The organism is Streptomyces dryopteridis (assembly GCF_049606955.1).
GTDB lineage: Bacteria > Actinomycetota > Actinomycetes > Streptomycetales > Streptomycetaceae > Streptomyces.
This window is the reverse complement of record NZ_CP187113.1, coordinates 2920910-2937136: the sequence shown is the minus strand read 5'-3', so window position 1 is coordinate 2937136 and position 16227 is coordinate 2920910. Positions and strand designations below refer to the sequence as shown.

The 16227-nt window shown below is 69.8% G+C and carries 14 protein-coding genes and 1 tRNA gene; 5 read left to right on the top strand and 10 right to left on the bottom strand.

Going from position 1 to position 16227, the window contains the following annotated elements:
- Window positions 1–182: 182 nt before the first annotated feature.
- From ACN20G_RS12480 to dnaA, 10 genes are all read right to left on the bottom strand, one after another.
- A complete protein-coding gene (locus ACN20G_RS12480) occupies window positions 183–317 on the bottom strand; it encodes a DLW-39 family protein (protein WP_208809277.1) in 135 nt (44 codons plus the stop codon).
- Window positions 318–477: 160 nt separating this feature from the next.
- Window positions 478–551 (bottom strand) — tRNA-Ile (locus ACN20G_RS12475).
- Window positions 552–666: 115 nt separating this feature from the next.
- On the bottom strand, window positions 667–1458 hold the full coding sequence (locus ACN20G_RS12470) for a DUF3566 domain-containing protein (RefSeq protein WP_424212823.1): 792 nt from the start codon (window positions 1456–1458) through the stop codon (window positions 667–669).
- A 3-nt stretch (window positions 1459–1461) separates the two neighbouring features.
- Window positions 1462–4062: a DNA gyrase subunit A gene (gene gyrA / locus ACN20G_RS12465; RefSeq protein WP_424212822.1), complete on the bottom strand. Its 2601-nt coding sequence runs from the start codon at window positions 4060–4062 to the stop codon at window positions 1462–1464.
- Window positions 4063–4111: 49 nt separating this feature from the next.
- Window positions 4112–6130: a DNA topoisomerase (ATP-hydrolyzing) subunit B gene (gene gyrB / locus ACN20G_RS12460; protein WP_424215485.1), complete on the bottom strand. Its 2019-nt coding sequence runs from the start codon at window positions 6128–6130 to the stop codon at window positions 4112–4114.
- A 413-nt stretch (window positions 6131–6543) separates the two neighbouring features.
- Window positions 6544–7161 (bottom strand): DUF721 domain-containing protein, encoded by a 618-nt coding sequence (locus ACN20G_RS12455; RefSeq protein WP_424212821.1) that lies wholly within the window; start codon window positions 7159–7161, stop codon window positions 6544–6546.
- Complete coding sequence (gene recF, locus ACN20G_RS12450; protein WP_424212820.1) at window positions 7158–8303, bottom strand: DNA replication/repair protein RecF; 1146 nt, start codon at window positions 8301–8303, stop codon at window positions 7158–7160. Before recF ends, ACN20G_RS12455 begins: the two co-directional genes overlap by 4 nt.
- Window positions 8304–8454: 151 nt before the next feature.
- Window positions 8455–9330, bottom strand: a complete 876-nt coding sequence (gnd, locus tag ACN20G_RS12445; protein ID WP_424212819.1) for a phosphogluconate dehydrogenase (NAD(+)-dependent, decarboxylating) — start codon at window positions 9328–9330, stop codon at window positions 8455–8457.
- 272 nt (window positions 9331–9602) lie between these two features.
- Window positions 9603–10733: a DNA polymerase III subunit beta gene (dnaN, locus tag ACN20G_RS12440; RefSeq protein ID WP_424215484.1), complete on the bottom strand. Its 1131-nt coding sequence runs from the start codon at window positions 10731–10733 to the stop codon at window positions 9603–9605.
- A gap of 855 nt (window positions 10734–11588) precedes the next feature.
- Window positions 11589–13352 (bottom strand): chromosomal replication initiator protein DnaA, encoded by a 1764-nt coding sequence (dnaA, locus tag ACN20G_RS12435; RefSeq protein ID WP_424215483.1) that lies wholly within the window; start codon window positions 13350–13352, stop codon window positions 11589–11591.
- 393 nt (window positions 13353–13745) lie between these two features.
- On the opposite strand from dnaA, the gene rpmH reads away from it, so the two are divergent.
- From rpmH to ACN20G_RS12410, 5 genes are read left to right on the top strand one after another with little or no spacing between them, the layout of a single operon-like run.
- Entirely contained in the window at window positions 13746–13883 is a 138-nt protein-coding gene (gene rpmH, locus ACN20G_RS12430; RefSeq protein ID WP_018547628.1) for a 50S ribosomal protein L34, read from the top strand.
- Between the two features lie 21 nt (window positions 13884–13904).
- The gene (gene rnpA, locus ACN20G_RS12425) at window positions 13905–14279 is read left to right on the top strand and encodes a ribonuclease P protein component (protein ID WP_424212818.1); all 375 of its coding nucleotides are present in this window, start codon (window positions 13905–13907) and stop codon (window positions 14277–14279) included.
- The gene (yidD, locus tag ACN20G_RS12420; protein WP_424212817.1) at window positions 14276–14557 is read left to right on the top strand and encodes a membrane protein insertion efficiency factor YidD; all 282 of its coding nucleotides are present in this window, start codon (window positions 14276–14278) and stop codon (window positions 14555–14557) included. The genes rnpA and yidD overlap by 4 nt, the downstream gene beginning before the upstream one ends.
- A 3-nt stretch (window positions 14558–14560) precedes the next feature.
- Window positions 14561–15682 (top strand): membrane protein insertase YidC, encoded by a 1122-nt coding sequence (yidC, locus tag ACN20G_RS12415; protein WP_424212816.1) that lies wholly within the window; start codon window positions 14561–14563, stop codon window positions 15680–15682.
- Window positions 15683–15698: 16 nt separating this feature from the next.
- Window positions 15699–16211 carry a protein jag gene (locus ACN20G_RS12410; RefSeq protein ID WP_424212815.1) on the top strand — a complete coding sequence of 171 codons (513 nt, stop codon included), beginning with the start codon at window positions 15699–15701 and terminating at the stop codon, window positions 16209–16211.
- Window positions 16212–16227: the final 16 nt, after the last annotated feature.

Below are 16227 nucleotides of genomic sequence, written 5' to 3'. Positions count from 1 at the left end.
GCCGCCCACGGCCCCTCCGGGCCCCTTCTCGGACCCCGGCCGCCGTTCCCGAGCACGTGCCCCCGCCACAGGAAACCTGCACCCTGTTCCGAGGACACCCGCCCGGGGACGCCGACCGGCCCCGGAAAGCACGAGACCCCCGACCGCAGCGGCGGTCGGGGGTCTCGTCACATCGTTCGGTCTCACACACCGGAACCCGAGGGCACGGAGTCGGTGGCCTCCGTCCACAGGTCCTGCTCGGCGCGGTCCGCCTGGATCTGGCGGTACACGAGGAGCCCGCCGATGGCGGCCAGTGCGACCAGGAGAAGCTTCTTCACCGCGCGACCTCGTCTTTCGTCGTCTGTAGGGGACTTCCGGCGCCCACAATACACACCGATCGATATCGTTCGGTTACCTGGGAACGACCCGATCGGCCCACCGTGACGAAAACGAACGAGGCCCCCGGCGAACACTGTCGCCGGGGGCCTCGTCACACTGTGGGGCTAACAGGATTTGAACCTGTGGCCTCATCCTTATCAGGGATGCGCTCTAACCAACTGAGCTATAGCCCCATCCGCCTGCGCGCCCTGCGCGCTGACTCCTGAAGATTAGCGCACAGGGCGGGGAGTTCCCAAATCGCAGGTCATCGGGGGTGCCGACGTGGGCACCCCCGGGATCCCGCCCGTCCTACTCGTCCTCGGCCAGGGTCAGCTCGACGCCGCCCACGAACCCGGCGGACAGGTTGTAGATGAACGAGCCCAGCGTGGCCAGGGCCGTCATCAGCACCACGTCGATGACCGCGATCACCGAGGTGAAGGTCAGCACGCGGGGCAGCGACAGGAAGGACTGGAGGTCGAAGCCGTTGGACTCGTTCGAGCCGGTGGCCTCGCTGATGGTGCCGCCGACGGTGGCGAACACGCCCATCGCGTCCATCACCATCCACAGCACCGCCGCCGCCACGATCGTGCAGATGCCCAGCGCGATCGAGAGCAGGAAGCTCACCTTCATGACCGACCACGGGTCCATCTTGGCCACCCGCAGCCGCGCCTTGCGGGTGCGCGGGGTGAGCCGCGCGCCGCTCGGGGCCGGCACCCGGGGGCCGGCGTCCGGCCCGACACCCGGTACACGGGGCCCAGGGGCCCCGTACGCCTGCGGGGGCGTGAACGTGGCCCCGGGCGCCGTCCGTTCCTCCCGCGCGCCCGTACCGGCCGCCTGCGGCCCTTGGGGGTTGCCCTTGCCTGCCACGGGTCGCTCCTTCTCCGCCGCCTTCGACGGCTGCCCCTGAGCCTGCTGTTGCCGCTTCTTCGGGCCGCCGGCGGCGTCGGCCGCACCGGCCTCGGTCACCGCGCCGGACGTGCCCCCGGACTTGCCCTCGGTGGTGCCCTCCGCGTCGGCCGCGCGGGCCGCGGAGTCCGCGGCGGAGCCACGGGCACCTTTCGCTCCAGTCGTCGCCGATCCGGTGCCCGTGGCTCCGCTCACGTGTTACTCCTCGTGCTCCCCGCCCGAGGGCTCCGTGCCCTCGGGGGCCTCGATGGCCTGTCCCTCGACCGACTCGGGCTCCTCGCCCTCCTCGGCATCCTGACCCGCCTCGGCGTTGCGCGCGATACCCACGACCGCGTCCCGCTTGCCGAGATTGATCAGCTGAACGCCCATGGTGTCACGGCCCGTCTCGCGCACTTCGCTGACTCGCGTACGGATCACACCACCGCTGAGCGTGATGGCGAGGATCTCGTCCGCCTCGTCGACGACCAACGCGCCGACCAGCGAACCCCGGTCCTCGACGATCTTGGCCGCCTTGATGCCGAGACCGCCGCGGCCCTGGACCCGGTACTCGTCCACCGGCGTCCGCTTGGCGTAACCGCCGTCGGTCGCGGTGAAGACGAACGTGCCCGGGCGGACCACGCTCATGGAGAGCAGCTCGTCCCCGTCACGGAAACTCATGCCCTTCACGCCCGAGGTCGCCCGACCCATCGGCCGGAGGGCGTCGTCGGTCGCGGTGAACCGGATCGACTGCGCCTTCCGGCTGATCAACAGCAGATCGTCCTCGGCGGACACGAGCTCGGCTCCGATCAGCTCATCGTCGACGCCGTCCTCCTGCTCCCGCAGGTTGATGGCGATGACGCCGCCGGAGCGCGGGGAGTCGTAGTCCTTCAGCGCCGTCTTCTTCACCAGACCGGCCTTGGTGGCCAGGATCAGGTAGGGCGCCGCCTCGTAGTCGCGGATGGCGAGGATCTGCGCGATCCGCTCGTCCGGCTGGAAGGCCAACAGGTTGGCCACGTGCTGGCCGCGGGCGTCGCGGCCGGCGTCGGGCAGCTCGTACGCCTTGGCCCGGTAGACCCGGCCCTTGTTGGTGAAGAACAGCAGCCAGTGGTGGGTGGTGGACACGAAGAAGTGGTCGACGATGTCGTCCTCCTTCAGCTTCGTGCCCCGCACGCCCTTGCCGCCGCGCTTCTGCGAGCGGTAGTCGTCGGTCTTGGTCCGCTTGACGTAGCCGCCGCGCGAGATGGTGACGACGATGTCCTCTTCGGCGATCAGGTCCTCCATGGACATGTCGCCGTCGAAGGGCACGAGCTTGCTGCGGCGGTCGTCGCCGAACTTGTCGACGATGGTCGCCAGTTCCTCGCTGACGATCGCGCGCTGGAGCTCGGGGGAGGCCAGGATCGCGTTGTACTCGTCGATCTTGGCCTGGAGCTCGTCGTGCTCGGCGACGATCTTCTGGCGCTCCAGGGCGGCGAGCCGGCGGAGCTGCATCTCCAGGATCGCGTTGGCCTGGATCTCGTCGATGCTCAGCAGGGCCATCAGGCCGGTGCGGGCCACCTCGACCGTGTCGCTGCGCCGGATGAGGGCGATGACCTCGTCGATCGCGTCCAGGGCCTTGAGCAGGCCGCGCAGGATGTGGGCGCGCTCCTCGGCCTTGCGCAGCCGGAAGCGGGTGCGCCGGACGATGACCTCGATCTGGTGGGTGACCCAGTGCCGGATGAAGGCGTCGAGGGAGAGGGTCCGCGGCACGCCGTCGACCAGGGCCAGCATGTTGGCGCTGAAGTTGGTCTGGAGGTCGGTGTGCTTGTACAGGTTGTTGAGGACGACCTTGGCCACGGCGTCCCGCTTGAGGACGATCACGAGGCGCTGGCCGGTGCGCGAGGAGGTCTCGTCGCGCACGTCGGCGATGCCGCCGATCCGGGCGTCCTTGACGAGGTCGGCGATCTTCTGCGCGAGGTTGTCCGGGTTGACCTGGTAGGGCAGCTCGGTGACGACCAGGCACTGCCGGTTCTGGATCTCCTCGACGGCGACCACGGCGCGCATCGGGATGGAGCCGCGGCCGGTGCGGTACGCCTCCTCGATGCCCTTGCGGCCCACCACGAGGGCGCCGGTCGGGAAGTCGGGGCCCTTGATCCGCTCGACGAGGGCGTCGAGCAGCTCCTCGTGCCCGGCCTCGGGGTTGGCGAGGAACCACTGGGCGCCCTCGGCCACCTCGCGCAGGTTGTGCGGCGGGATGTTGGTGGCCATGCCGACGGCGATGCCCGCGGAGCCGTTGACCAGCAGGTTCGGGAACCGCGCCGGCAGGACGGTGGGCTCCTGGTTGCGGCCGTCGTAGTTGTCCGTGAAGTCGACGGTCTCCTCGTCGATGTCGCGGACCATCTCCATCGACAGCGGCGCCATCTTGCACTCGGTGTAGCGCATGGCGGCGGCCGGGTCGTTGCCCGGGGAGCCGAAGTTGCCGTTGGAGTCCACCAGCGGCATCCGCATCGACCACGGCTGGGCCAGGCGGACCAGGGCGTCGTAGATGGAGGAGTCGCCGTGCGGGTGGTAGGTGCCCATGACGTCGCCGACGACGCGGGCGCACTTGTAGAAGCCCTTCTCGGGGCGGTACCCGCCGTCGTACATCGCGTACAGCACGCGCCGGTGCACGGGCTTGAGGCCGTCACGCACGTCGGGCAGGGCCCGCGAGACGATGACGGACATCGCGTAGTCGAGGTAGGAGCGCTGCATCTCCGTTTCGAGCCCGACGGGCTCGATGCGCGTCTGCGCGACCTCGGCCACGCCCTCGGTGGTCTCGGGGGTGGGGGTGTTCTCGTCGGCCATAACCGGCTTCAGGTCCTTTCAAGGGGTCGATGACGCGGTGGCGACCGACTCAGATGTCGAGGAAGCGGACGTCCTTGGCGTTGCGCTGGATGAAGGAACGCCGGGCCTCGACGTCCTCGCCCATCAGCACGGAGAACAGGTCGTCGGCCTGGGCCGCGTCGTCGAGGGTCACCTGACCCAGCACCCGGTGGTCCACGTCCATCGTGGTCACCCGCAGCTCCTCGGCGTTCATCTCGCCCAGACCCTTGAACCGCTGGATCGAGTCCTCGCGGATCCGCTTGCCCGCCGACTTGCCCAGCGCCACCAGGGCGTCGCGCTCCCGGTCCGAGTACGCGTACTCGAAGTCGTCCCGACCCCACTTGATCTTGTACAACGGCGGACGCGACAGGTACACGTGCCCCGCCTCCACCAACGGACGCATGAACCGGAACAGGAACGTCAGCAGCAGCGTGTTGATGTGCTGACCGTCCACATCGGCGTCCGCCATCAGGATGATCTTGTGATAGCGCAGCTTCTCGATGTCGAAGTCCTCGTGCACACCGGTGCCGAAAGCGCTGATCAACGCCTGGATCTCGGTGTTCTGGAGGATCTTGTCGATCCGCGCCTTCTCCACGTTCAGGATCTTGCCGCGGATCGGCAGGATGGCCTGGTACATCGGATTGCGACCCGACTTCGCGCTGCCGCCGGCCGAGTCGCCCTCGACGATGAAGATCTCGCACTTCGTCGGATCGTTGGACTGGCAGTCCGAGAGCTTCCCCGGCAGCGACGCCGACTCCAGCAGGCCCTTCCGACGCGTCAGGTCACGCGCCTTGCGCGCCGCCACCCGCGCCGTCGCCGCCGCGATCCCCTTGCGGATGATGTCGGCCGCCTCCACCGGATTGCGGTCGAACCAGTCGTTCAGGTGCTCGTGCGCGACCTTCTGCACGAAGGTCTTCGCCTCCGTGTTCCCCAGCTTCGTCTTCGTCTGACCCTCGAACTGCGGCTCGCCCAGCTTCACCGAGATGATCGCCGTCAGACCCTCGCGGATGTCGTCACCCGTGAGGTTGTCGTCCTTCTCCCGCAGCAGCTTCTTGTCCCGCGCGTACTTGTTCACGAGCGTCGTCAACGCCGCCCGGAACCCCTCCTCGTGGGTACCGCCCTCGTGCGTGTGGATCGTGTTCGCGAAGGAGTACACGCCCTCGGTGTACTGGCTGTTCCACTGCATCGCGATCTCGACGGACAGGAGGCGTTCCTTGTCCTCGGCCTCGACGTCGATCACGGTGGGGTGGATCAGCTCGCCCTTGCGCGAGTTGAGGTACTTCACGAAGTCGACGATGCCGCCCTCGTAGTGGTACGTGACGGTCCGCGCGAGGTTGTCGTCGGCCTCCTCCGGGGAGTCCGCGCCGGCGGTGGCCTTGGCCGACTCGCGCTCGTCGGTCAGCGTCAGGGTGAGGCCCTTGTTGAGGAAGGCCATCTCCTGGAAGCGCCGCGAGAGGGTCTCGAAGGAGTACTCGGTGGTCTCGAAGATGTCCCCGTCGGCCCAGAAGGTGACGGAGGTGCCCGTCTCCTCGGTGGCCTCGTTCCTCAAGAGGTCGGCGGTGGGTTCGCCGAGCTTGTACTCCTGGGTCCAGCGGTGCCCGTCCCGACGGACCTCGACGGCCACCTTGGTGGACAGGGCGTTCACGACGGAGACGCCGACGCCGTGCAGACCGCCGGAGACGGCGTAGCCGCCGCCGCCGAACTTGCCGCCCGCGTGCAGCACGGTCAGCACGACCTCGACGGCCGGCTTGCCCTGCGCGGGCACGATGTCCACGGGGATGCCGCGGCCGTTGTCGATGACGCGCACGCCGCCGTCGGGAAGGATCGTGACGTCGATCGTGTCGGCGTATCCGGCCAGGGCCTCGTCGACGGAGTTGTCGACCACCTCGTAGACCAAGTGATGCAGACCACGCTCGCCGGTGGAGCCGATGTACATGCCGGGACGCTTGCGAACCGCCTCCAGGCCCTCCAGAACCTGGATCGCACTGCCGTCGTAGTTCTTCTCGTTGGAGTCGCCGGGATCGGCCACGAAGCGCCCTTTCTGGCACAGCGCAGGCCGGGTACCGGACCAGCGGATACGCCGGCGGGAGCGGCTGCGTCGATCTGCGTTGTCTGCGTTGGTGAGCGGGTAACCCGCGAATGGGCGGGACTCTCTACCAGTCTACCGGTAGCACTGACACGAATGGGGGTTTGCGGGCGCCTGAGATGCCATGTGCCGCCCTGAACCTCCCTCGGCCGACTCCCCATATTCACGCCGGGCCCTCAGGGGGCTGACACCGGCCTCCAGCCCTTCGATGTGTCAACCTCCCACCACGGTGAGGGACACCACGCCGCGCGGGGGCCCGACGGTTCCCGCGCCGGCCCCGTTCGGGTGGTTCGCGGGCCCGCCCCGGCGCGTCGGCGCGCGGCGGGGCGCCCCGCGTGCCGGCGGGGGCGGTCGGACGCGCACGGGGGCGCGCGGGCTCAGCGGCGCCCGTCGCGACGGGTGGTGCCGGGGGCCCGCAGCGGCCCCCCGTAGCCGCGCGGCCGGTCGCCGTCGCGGCCCATGACGCGGATCACGCGGACGGTGCCCGCGCCGAGCTGTTCGTTGATCGTCTTCACGAAGCTGGGCGCGAGCATCCGCATCTGGGTCTCCCAGGTCGGCGACTCGCAGCGGACGGTCAGCTCGTGCTCCTCGAAGCGCAGCGGCCGGCAGTTCGCGGCCACCTGCGGGCCCACCAGCTCGGGCCAGCGCTCCATCACCCCGGCCACCGCCATCGGCATCTCCCAGCCGCGCTCCGTGCGCAGCCGGTCGAGCGCGGCCATCAGCGGCATCGGGTCGCGGCCGTCGGCGCGGGCGCCCGAGCGCAGGCCCTGGCGCTGCTCACGGCCGGCGCGGCCCGGACCGCTCAGGCCGCGGGCGCGGGCCTGCTCCTTGGCGGCGGCCAGCGCCTGCCGGGCCAGGTCCACCCCGGAGGGTTCGGGGGCCCGTCGCGCGGCCGGCTCGGCGGGGGCGGCGGCGGGCTCGGCGCCCACGCCCGGCAGCTCGGGGCCGGGGGCGGCCGTCGGGCGGCGGTGGGTGCGGCGGGGGACGTCGGTCACCGGCGGGTCACCTCGCCGTCCCGCACGGAGTACCGGGCGCCGGCCAGCGGTCCGGGCACGTCCTCGTCCACGGCGGCGGTCACGAGGACCTGCTCGCCGGGGGCCACCATCTCGGCCAGCCGCTCGCGGCGGCGGGCGTCGAGCTCGGCGAACACGTCGTCGAGGACGAGCACGGGTTCGGCGCCCTCCTCGCGCAGCAGTTCGTAGGAGGCCAGGCGCAGGGCCAGGGCGTAGGACCAGGACTCGCCGTGGCTGGCGTAGCCCTTGGCGGGCAGGTCGCCCAGGCGCAGCAGGAGTTCGTCGCGGTGCGGTCCCACCAGGGTGACCCCGCGTTCGATCTCCGACTTCCGGGACTCCACGAGGGCCTGGGTCAGCACCTCCAGGAGCTGTTCGCGGGTGTGCGCGACCCCCTCGTCCACGGCGGTGCCGGGGGCCCCGGCGGCGCACCGGTAGCCGAGCGCGAGCGGGCCGCCGCCGGGGGCCAGCCGCTCGTACGCCTTGTTGGCCAGCGGCAGCAGCACACCGATCAGATCCAGCCGGGCGGCGAGCAGCTCGGCGCCCGCGCGGGCGAGGTGCTGGTCCCACACGTCGAGGGTGGAGAGGTCCATGGAACGACCGCCGTGCCGGCGGGCGAGGGCGGCGGTCTTCAGCAGGGTGTTGCGCTGCTTGAGGATCCGCTCGTAGTCGGAGCGGACGCCGGCCATCCGGGGGGAGCGGGCGGTGACGAGGTCGTCGAGGAAGCGGCGGCGTTCGCCGGGGTCGCCCTTGACCAGGGCGAGGTCCTCGGGGGCGAACAGCACCGTGCGCACGATCCCGATCACGTCCCGGGGCCTGACCTGCGAGGACCTGTTGATCCTGGCCCGGTTGGCGCGGCCGGGGTTCAGCTCCAGCTCCACCAGCTGGCTGCGTTCGCCCTGCCGGACGGCGGCGCGGATCACGGCGCGCTGGGCGCCGGCGCGGACCAGCGGGGCGTCGGAGGAGACCCGGTGGCTGCCGAGGGTGGCGAGGTAGCCGACGGCTTCGACGAGGTTGGTCTTGCCCTGGCCGTTGGGGCCGACGAAGGCGGTGATCCCCGGTTCGAGCGGGACCTCGACCTGCTGGTAGGAGCGGAAATCGGCCAAGGAGAGATGGGTTACGTGCATGGTGGCGCCGACCTCCCCCGGCCCTGCCGTACTCGTGTCGCTGGTGCTGTGGTCCCCGCGGACGGGGGGTGGCGAGGGGGTCGGACGGGCCGGGGACCCGGCGCGCGGGCGGCGCGCCGGACGGTCCCCGGACCCCGGTCCGGTCTTCGCGCTAGTTCTTCTCGACCGCGTGGCCGCCGAACTGGTTGCGCAGCGCCGCGATCATCTTCATCTGCGGGGAGTCCTCCTGCCGGGAGGCGAAGCGGGCGAACAGGGAGGCGGTGATCGCCGGCAGCGGCACCGCGTTGTCGATCGCGGCCTCCACGGTCCAGCGGCCCTCGCCGGAGTCCTGGGCGTAGCCCTTGAGCGCCTGGAGGTGCTCGTCCTCGTCGAGGGCGTTCACGGCCAGGTCCAGCAGCCAGGACCGGATCACGGTGCCTTCCTGCCAGGAGCGGAAGACCTCGCGCACGTCGGTGACGGAGTCGACCTTCTCCAGCAGCTCCCAGCCCTCGGCGTACGCCTGCATCATGGCGTACTCGATGCCGTTGTGGACCATCTTCGCGAAATGGCCCGCGCCGACCTTGCCGGCGTGTACGGAGCCGAAGTCGCCGGCGGGCTTGAGGGCGTCGAAGATCGGGAGGACCTTCTCGACGTGCTCCTTGTCGCCGCCGTACATCAGGGCGTAGCCGTTCTCCAGGCCCCAGACGCCGCCGGAGACCCCGCAGTCCACGAAGCCGATGCCCTTCTCGGCCAGCTCGGCGGCGTGCTTCTCGTCGTCGGTCCAGCGCGAGTTCCCGCCGTCCACGACCACGTCACCGGGGGAGAGCAGCTCGGCGAGCTCGTCCACGGTGGACTGGGTGGCCTCGCCGGCCGGGACCATCACCCACACGACGCGCGGGGTCGCCAGGCTTTCCACAAGCTCGGGCAGGCTGTGGACGTCCGCGAGGTCCGGGTTGCGGTCGTACCCGATGACGGTGTGGCCCGCGCGGCGGATCCGCTCGCGCATGTTGCCGCCCATCTTGCCGAGACCGACGAGACCAAGCTCCATCAGATGCTTCCTTGAGTGTTGTGGCGTCTTCCCGGGGTCCCCCGGGGCGGTCCGGGACCGGCCGGTCCCGGCAACGAGCCTACGCCCGCCGTCGTCGGGCGGCGCCACGGGTGGGGCGGGGGTGTCGTGCACGGGCTGTGGACGGCGGCGGGGTCCGCGGCGGGGTTCGTCCACCGGCCCGGGGCCCGTCGTCCACGGGCTGTGGACAACGGCGAGGGCCCGACCCGACCGCGCGCGGCGGATGGGGGCGGGCCCTGCTCGGTTCCTGCGGGTCAGCCGGAGAGGCGGACCGGCATGATCAGGTACTTGTACGCCTCGTCCGCCTCGGCGTCCTTGGCCGGGCGACCGCTGAGCAGCGCCGGCTTGGTGGAGGTGGTGAACGAGAGCTGCGCGACCGGGCTGTCGATGGCGCTCAGGCCGTCGAGCAGGAAGGTCGGGTTGAAGGCGATCGAGATGTCGTCGCCGTCGAGGTCGGCGTCCACGCGTTCCACGGCCTGCGCGTCGTCGCTGGAGCCGGCCTCCAGGATCAGCACGCCCTGCTCGAAGGAGAGCCGGACCGGGGTGTTGCGCTCGGCGACCAGGGCCACGCGCTTGACGGCCTCGACGAAGGGCGCGGTCTCGATCACGGCCACCGAGTTGAACTCGGTGGGGAAGAGGGTCCGGTACTTCGGCAGGTCGCCTTCGAGCAGGCGGGTGGTGGTGCGCCGGCCGGCGCCCTCGAAGCCGATCAGGCCCTCGCCCGCGCCGGAGCCCGAGAGCGCCAGGGTGACGGTGTCGCCGCTGGTGAGGGACTTGGCGGTGTCCAGGAGGGTCTTCGCCGGGACCAGGGCCACGGCGGATGCCTCGGGGTTCTCCGGCTTCCACAGGAACTCGCGGACCGCGAAGCGGTAGCGGTCGGTGGAGGCCAGGGTGACCCGGTCGCCCTCGATCTCGATGCGCACGCCGGTGAGCACGGGGAGGGTGTCGTCACGGCCGGCGGCGATGGCGACCTGGGAGGCCGCGGAGGCGAAGACCTCGCCGGGCACGGTGCCGGTCGCGGTGGGCATCTGGGGCAGCGCCGGGTACTCCTCCACCGGAAGGGTGTGGAGGGTGAACCGCGAGGAGCCGCAGACCACCGTGGCGCGGACGCCGTCGGTGGAGATCTCCACGGGGCGGTTCGGCAGGGCGCGGCAGATGTCCGCCAGCAGTCGGCCGGAGACGAGGACGGTGCCGTCCTCCTCCACGTCGGCCTCGACGGACACGCGCGCCGAGACCTCGTAGTCGAAGCCGGAGAGGCTCAGGGAGCCCTCCTCGGCCTTCAGCAGCAGGCCCGCGAGCACGGGCACCGGCGGGCGGGCCGGGAGGCTGCGGGCCGCCCATGCCACCGCCTCCGCGAGTACGTCGCGTTCCACCCGGATCTTCACCGGTACCGCCTCCTGCTGTTGCTCGCTTGATTGCCCTGCCGCCGGGATCGCCGGCTCGTCGTCGGCGATGCGCCGCCCGACCAGTCTGACGTACGGCACCGACACCTGGTGCTGCCGGCCGTCAAATCGGCCCCGAGGTGTCGGGAGGGGGCTCCGAGCGAGTTGTGCACAGGACCTGCTTGAAAACCGAACCGGAGCTAACTGTCCCTGGGAGTAGTAGTAGGGCCTGTGGATACAGTGGATAACTTTGTTTCCGCAGGTAGACCCCGGTTTTTTATCCACTGCACTTGTGGACGGCGTCGGTGGATAACGGTAGTGCACTGTGGAGAAACGAAAGTTCTGCACAGGCTGTCCACAGGAGAGGCCGAGTAGTCCACAGATTCGTCCCCAGATTTTCCCCGGCTGTCCACACCCCAAACGTCCACCCGGGTGTGATCGGGTTCACTCGGTCGAGTGATGGGGGTCACTCGGTTGCCGAACAGTGGACAAGGGTGTGGAGAACTGGCCTCATCCTGTGCACAGAGACCCCGATCCTGTGGGCGAGCGGTGGACAACTCCGTGAGGCCCCCTGTGGACAACCAGACCGTCCACACCCTGTGGATAACCTTTGTGCACAAATCCACAGGGGTCTGACCTCGCCTGATGGTTCATCAACAGGCCGGCCTGTGGACAGAATGTGGATACTCCGGATGGTCCCCACCCTGTGGAAGCAAGAAAGTTGCCCAATCTGTGGATAACTCGCCCTCCAGGGGGCGTATTCGAACAGGTCAGGGGCGCACGAACACCAAAGGGCGCCCCCCGGATGACACGGGGGCGCCCCTCGCGGACCTCGTTCGGCCGTCAACCGGCCGGCGGTCAGCCGTTCTTGATGCGGTTGGTCAGCTCCGTCACCTGGTTGTAGATGGACCGGCGCTCGGCCATCAGGGCCCGGATCTTGCGGTCGGCGTGCATGACGGTGGTGTGGTCCCGCCCGCCGAACTGCGTCCCGATCTTGGGCAGTGACAGGTCGGTCAGCTCGCGGCACAGGTACATGGCGATCTGGCGCGCCGTCACCAGCACCCGGCTGCGCGAGGATCCGCAGAGGTCCTCCACCGTGAGCCCGAAGTAGTCCGCGGTGGCGGCCATGATGTCGGCGGCCGTGATCTCGGGCGCGGTGTCCTCCCCGCCCGGGATGAGGTTCTTCAACACGTCCTCGGTCAGCCCGAGGTCCACCGGCTGCCGGTTCAGGCTCGCGAAGGCCGTCACCCGGATCAGCGCGCCCTCCAACTCGCGGATGTTGCGCGAGATCCGCGAGGCGATGAACTCCAGCACCTCCGGCGGGGCGTTCAACTGCTCCTGCACCGCCTTCTTGCGCAGGATCGCGATCCGCGTCTCCAGCTCGGGCGGCTGCACGTCGGTGGTCAGGCCCCACTCGAAGCGGTTGCGCAGCCGGTCCTCCAGGGTCACCAGCTGCTTGGGCGGCCGGTCGGAGGAGAGCACGATCTGCTTGTTCGCGTTGTGCAGGGTGTTGAAGGTGTGGAAGAACTCCTCCTGCGTCGACTCCTTGCTCGCGAGGAACTGGATGTCGTCGACGAGCAGGATGTCCATCTCCCGGTACCGCTTGCGGAAGGCGTCGCCCTTGCCGTCGCGGATGGAATTGATGAACTCGTTGGTGAACTCCTCCGAGCTCACGTACCGGACCCGGGTGCCCGGGTACAGGCTCCGCGCGTAGTGCCCGATGGCGTGCAGCAGGTGGGTCTTGCCCAGGCCCGACTCCCCGTAGATGAACAGCGGGTTGTACGCCTTGGCCGGGGCCTCGGCCACCGCCACCGCGGCCGCGTGCGCGAAGCGGTTGGAGGCGCCGATGACGAAGGTGTCGAAGAGGTACTTCGGGTTCAGCCGCGCCGTGGGCTCCAGCGGGCCCGAGGAGGAGGAACCCCCGCCGGGCGGGGCCGGGGCGGGACGGCCGGTGCCGGCGCCCGCGCCCCCCGTCGGCGGGCCGTCGTACCCCTCGTAGCCGCCCTCGTAGGAAGGGGACTCGTAGGAGGGCTGGTTCGACTCGTAGGGCTTCTCGTACGGGGACTGCTCGCCGGTGTAGCCGCCGCCGGCGCCGGGCTGCTCGTAGCCGCCGGTGTCGTAGTCCGGCCGGCGGGTCGCGTACGGGTCGCGCTCGGGGAAGCCGCCGAGCCGCTGCTGCTGCCAGCCGTAGTCCTCGGCGCCGCGGCCGGGCCAGGCGCCGGGCTCGCGCGGCTGCTGGTACTCGGGGTACGCGGGACGCACGGACGGGAGCTGGTCGTCGGCCGGGCCGGTGGGACCGCCGGGGCCGGTGGGCCCGGAGCGGCGGTCGCCGCCGTAGGGGTCGTACTCGCGGCGCTCGGGGCCGGGACCGGTCGGGCCGGTGTCCCCGCCGACCGAGTCGTCCACCGTGATCGCGATCCGGATCGGGCGGCCGCACTCGCGACTGAGCGTGTCGCTGATCAGTGGCGCGAGCCGGCCCTCCAGGACCCGCTTGCCCCACTCGTTGGGCACGGCCAGCAGCGCGGTGTCGGCCACCAGGGCGAGCGGCTGGCAGCGCTCGACCCACTGCTTGTCCTTGGACTCGATGCCCTGCGCCCCGTCGCCGAGGAGCTTCTCCAGCACCCGTGGCCACACTGCGGCAAGATCGGCAGGTACGTCAGCCACAGAGCACGCTCTCTCACGGGGGTCCCACGAATGTGTGGTTCTTTGGGACGGTCTGGACGAAAAACAGGGGTCGAGCAACGGTAGTCAGGCTGACCGGCCCTGTTCAAGTCGTTGTCCACAGGCTGTGCACAGACGGCCCTCCTGACCACTCGGTTTGACCGGATGGCGCAGCCGCGCGTACCGTAACGAGGTCGAGTTGTCGATGGCTGCTGCCGCCTGCCTACCGATGGGCGAGATCACGATCGAGTGATCGGTTAGCGGTGCCACTCGGGCGGTCACGCGAAGTTCCTCGTGGGCGCACGGTGACAGCCAGGCGAACCGCCACCACGATTCATTTTCTGGAGCCCCCGAGTGAGCAAGCGCACCTTCCAGCCGAACAACCGTCGCCGCGCGAAGACCCACGGCTTCCGCCTGCGGATGCGTACCCGCGCCGGTCGCGCGATCCTCGCGAACCGTCGCAGCAAGGGCCGCGCCGCGCTGTCCGCCTGATCCTGACGGGTCGATGACGTCGTGCTGTCTCCCGAGAATCGGCTGAGGCGGCGCGAGGACTTCGCGAGCGCGGTACGACGGGGCCGCCGGGCAGGCCGCCCGCTCCTCGTCGTCCACCTACGCACAAGCGTTGAAACGGACCCGCACGGGCCGGGGGAGACACTTCCCCCTGCCCGTGCGGGTTTCGTCGTCAGCAAGGCCGTGGGTGGGGCCGTCGTGCGGAACCTGGTGAAGCGCAGGCTGCGTCACCTGGTGCGCGAACGGCTGTCCGAGCTGCCCCCCGGTAGCCTGATGGTGGTGCGCGCCCTCCCCGGCGCGGGCGAGGCGGAATACGCCGAGCTGGCCCGGGACCTGGACGCGGCACTGTCCCGCTTGCAGGGAGGCGCACCTCGATGAAGTACCCGCTGCTCGCTTTGATCAAGCTGTACCAGTGGACGATCAGTCCCTTGCTCGGGCCTGTGTGCCGTTACTACCCCTCGTGTTCGCACTACGGGTTCACGGCCATCGACCGGCATGGTGCGGTCAAGGGCACCGCCCTGACCGCCTGGCGGATCCTGCGGTGCAACCCGTGGTCCCCCGGCGGTGTGGACCATGTCCCGCCCCGTAAACGCCCGCGTTGGCACGAGTCGCTGCGCAGCGCGTTGCGTGGACCTCGCAATGCTCAAGGAGCCTGATTAGTGGTTGACTCGATTGCCAGTCTGTTCAGTTTCATCACCTGGCCCGTGTCCTGGGTCATCGTGCAGTTCCACAAGGTCTACGGGGCGGTCTTCGGCCCGGACACCGGGTGGGCCTGGGGCCTGTCCATCGTCTCCCTGGTGATCCTGATCCGGATCTGCCTGATCCCGCTCTTCGTGAAGCAGATCAAGGCGACCCGGGGCATGCAGGCGCTCCAGCCGAAGATGAAGGCGATCCAGGAGCGCTACAAGAACGACAAGCAGCGCCAGTCCGAAGAGATGATGAAGCTGTACAAGGAGACGGGTACGAACCCGCTCTCCTCGTGCCTGCCCATCCTGGCGCAGTCCCCGTTCTTCTTCGCGCTCTACCACGTGCTCGCGAGCATCGCCAACGGCACCACGATCGGCAAGATCGACCAGCCGCTGCTGGAGAGCGCCCGTCAGGCGCACATCTTCGGTGCCCCGCTCGCCGTGAAGTTCATGGACAGCCAGGAGAAGGTCGCCGCGCTCGGCGCCTCGCTCACCGACGTCCGCGTGGTCACCGCCGTCATGATCATCATGATGTCGCTGTCGCAGTTCTACACGCAGCGCCAGCTCATGCAGAAGAACGTCGACCTCTCGGTCAAGACGCCCTTCATGCAGCAGCAGAAGATGCTCATGTACATCTTCCCGCTGATCTTCGCCGTCATGGGCATCAACTTCCCCGTCGGCGTCCTGGTCTACTGGCTGACCACCAACCTGTGGACCATGGGTCAGCAGATGTACGTGATCAACCAGAACCCGACCCCTGGCAGCAAGGCCCAGGACCAGTACCTGACCCGTCTGGTCAAGAAGGTCACCACCCACGGTGAGCTGAAGGGCCGCAGCGCGAAGAAGATCGTCGCGGCGATCGTCGCCAAGGGCCCGGACCGCAACGACAACGAGCGCAAGTTCATCTCCGCGCTGTCGAAGCAGGGCATGGCCGCCCAGACCGACGGTTCGGTGGTCAAGAGCGTCGAGCCCACGGCGGACGCCGACACCGCCGGCGGCGGTCCGGGCGCCGGGGTCGGTGCGAAGCGGCAACAGCCCAAGCGGCAGTCGAAGTCGCGGCGCACCACGCCCCCCAAGCCCTCTTCCAAGAACTGACGAAGGAGTCCATCCCGTGACGGACGGCACCACCCCCGCCATCGCCGAGGGCGGCGACACCCTGACCCGCCTGGAGCAGGAGGGTGAGATCGCGGCGGACTACCTCGAGGGTCTGCTGGACATCGCCGACCTCGACGGCGACATCGACATGGACGTCGAGGCCGACCGCGCCGCGGTGTCGATCATCAGCGACAGCGCCGGCCGCGAGCTGCAGAAGCTCGTCGGCCGGGACGGCGAGGTCCTGGAGGCCCTCCAGGAGCTGACCCGTCTGGCCGTGCACCGGGAGACCGGGGACCGCAGCCGACTGATGCTGGACATCGCCGGGTTCCGAGCCGAGAAGCGCAAGGAACTCGCGGAGATCGGCGCCAAGGCCGCGGCCGACGTCCGCAGCTCCGGGGAACCGCTCAAGCTCGCGCCGATGACCCCCTTCGAACGCAAGGTGGTCCACGACGCGGTGGCCGCGGCCGGACTGCGCAGCGAGTCCGAGGGCGAGGAGCCGCAGCGCTTCGTCGTCGTGCTGCCGGCCTGATCGACCCACCTGCAGT

Coding starts and splice junctions, on each gene's coding strand:
- recF (WP_424212820.1), bottom strand. CDS start 8,303: ATGCACGTAACCCATCTCTCCTTGGCCGATTTCCGCTCCTACCAGCAG.
- yidD (WP_424212817.1), top strand. CDS start 14,276: ATGAAGTACCCGCTGCTCGCTTTGATCAAGCTGTACCAGTGGACGATC.
- gnd (WP_424212819.1), bottom strand. CDS start 9,330: ATGGAGCTTGGTCTCGTCGGTCTCGGCAAGATGGGCGGCAACATGCGC.
- gyrA (WP_424212822.1), bottom strand. CDS start 4,062: ATGGCCGACGAGAACACCCCCACCCCCGAGACCACCGAGGGCGTGGCC.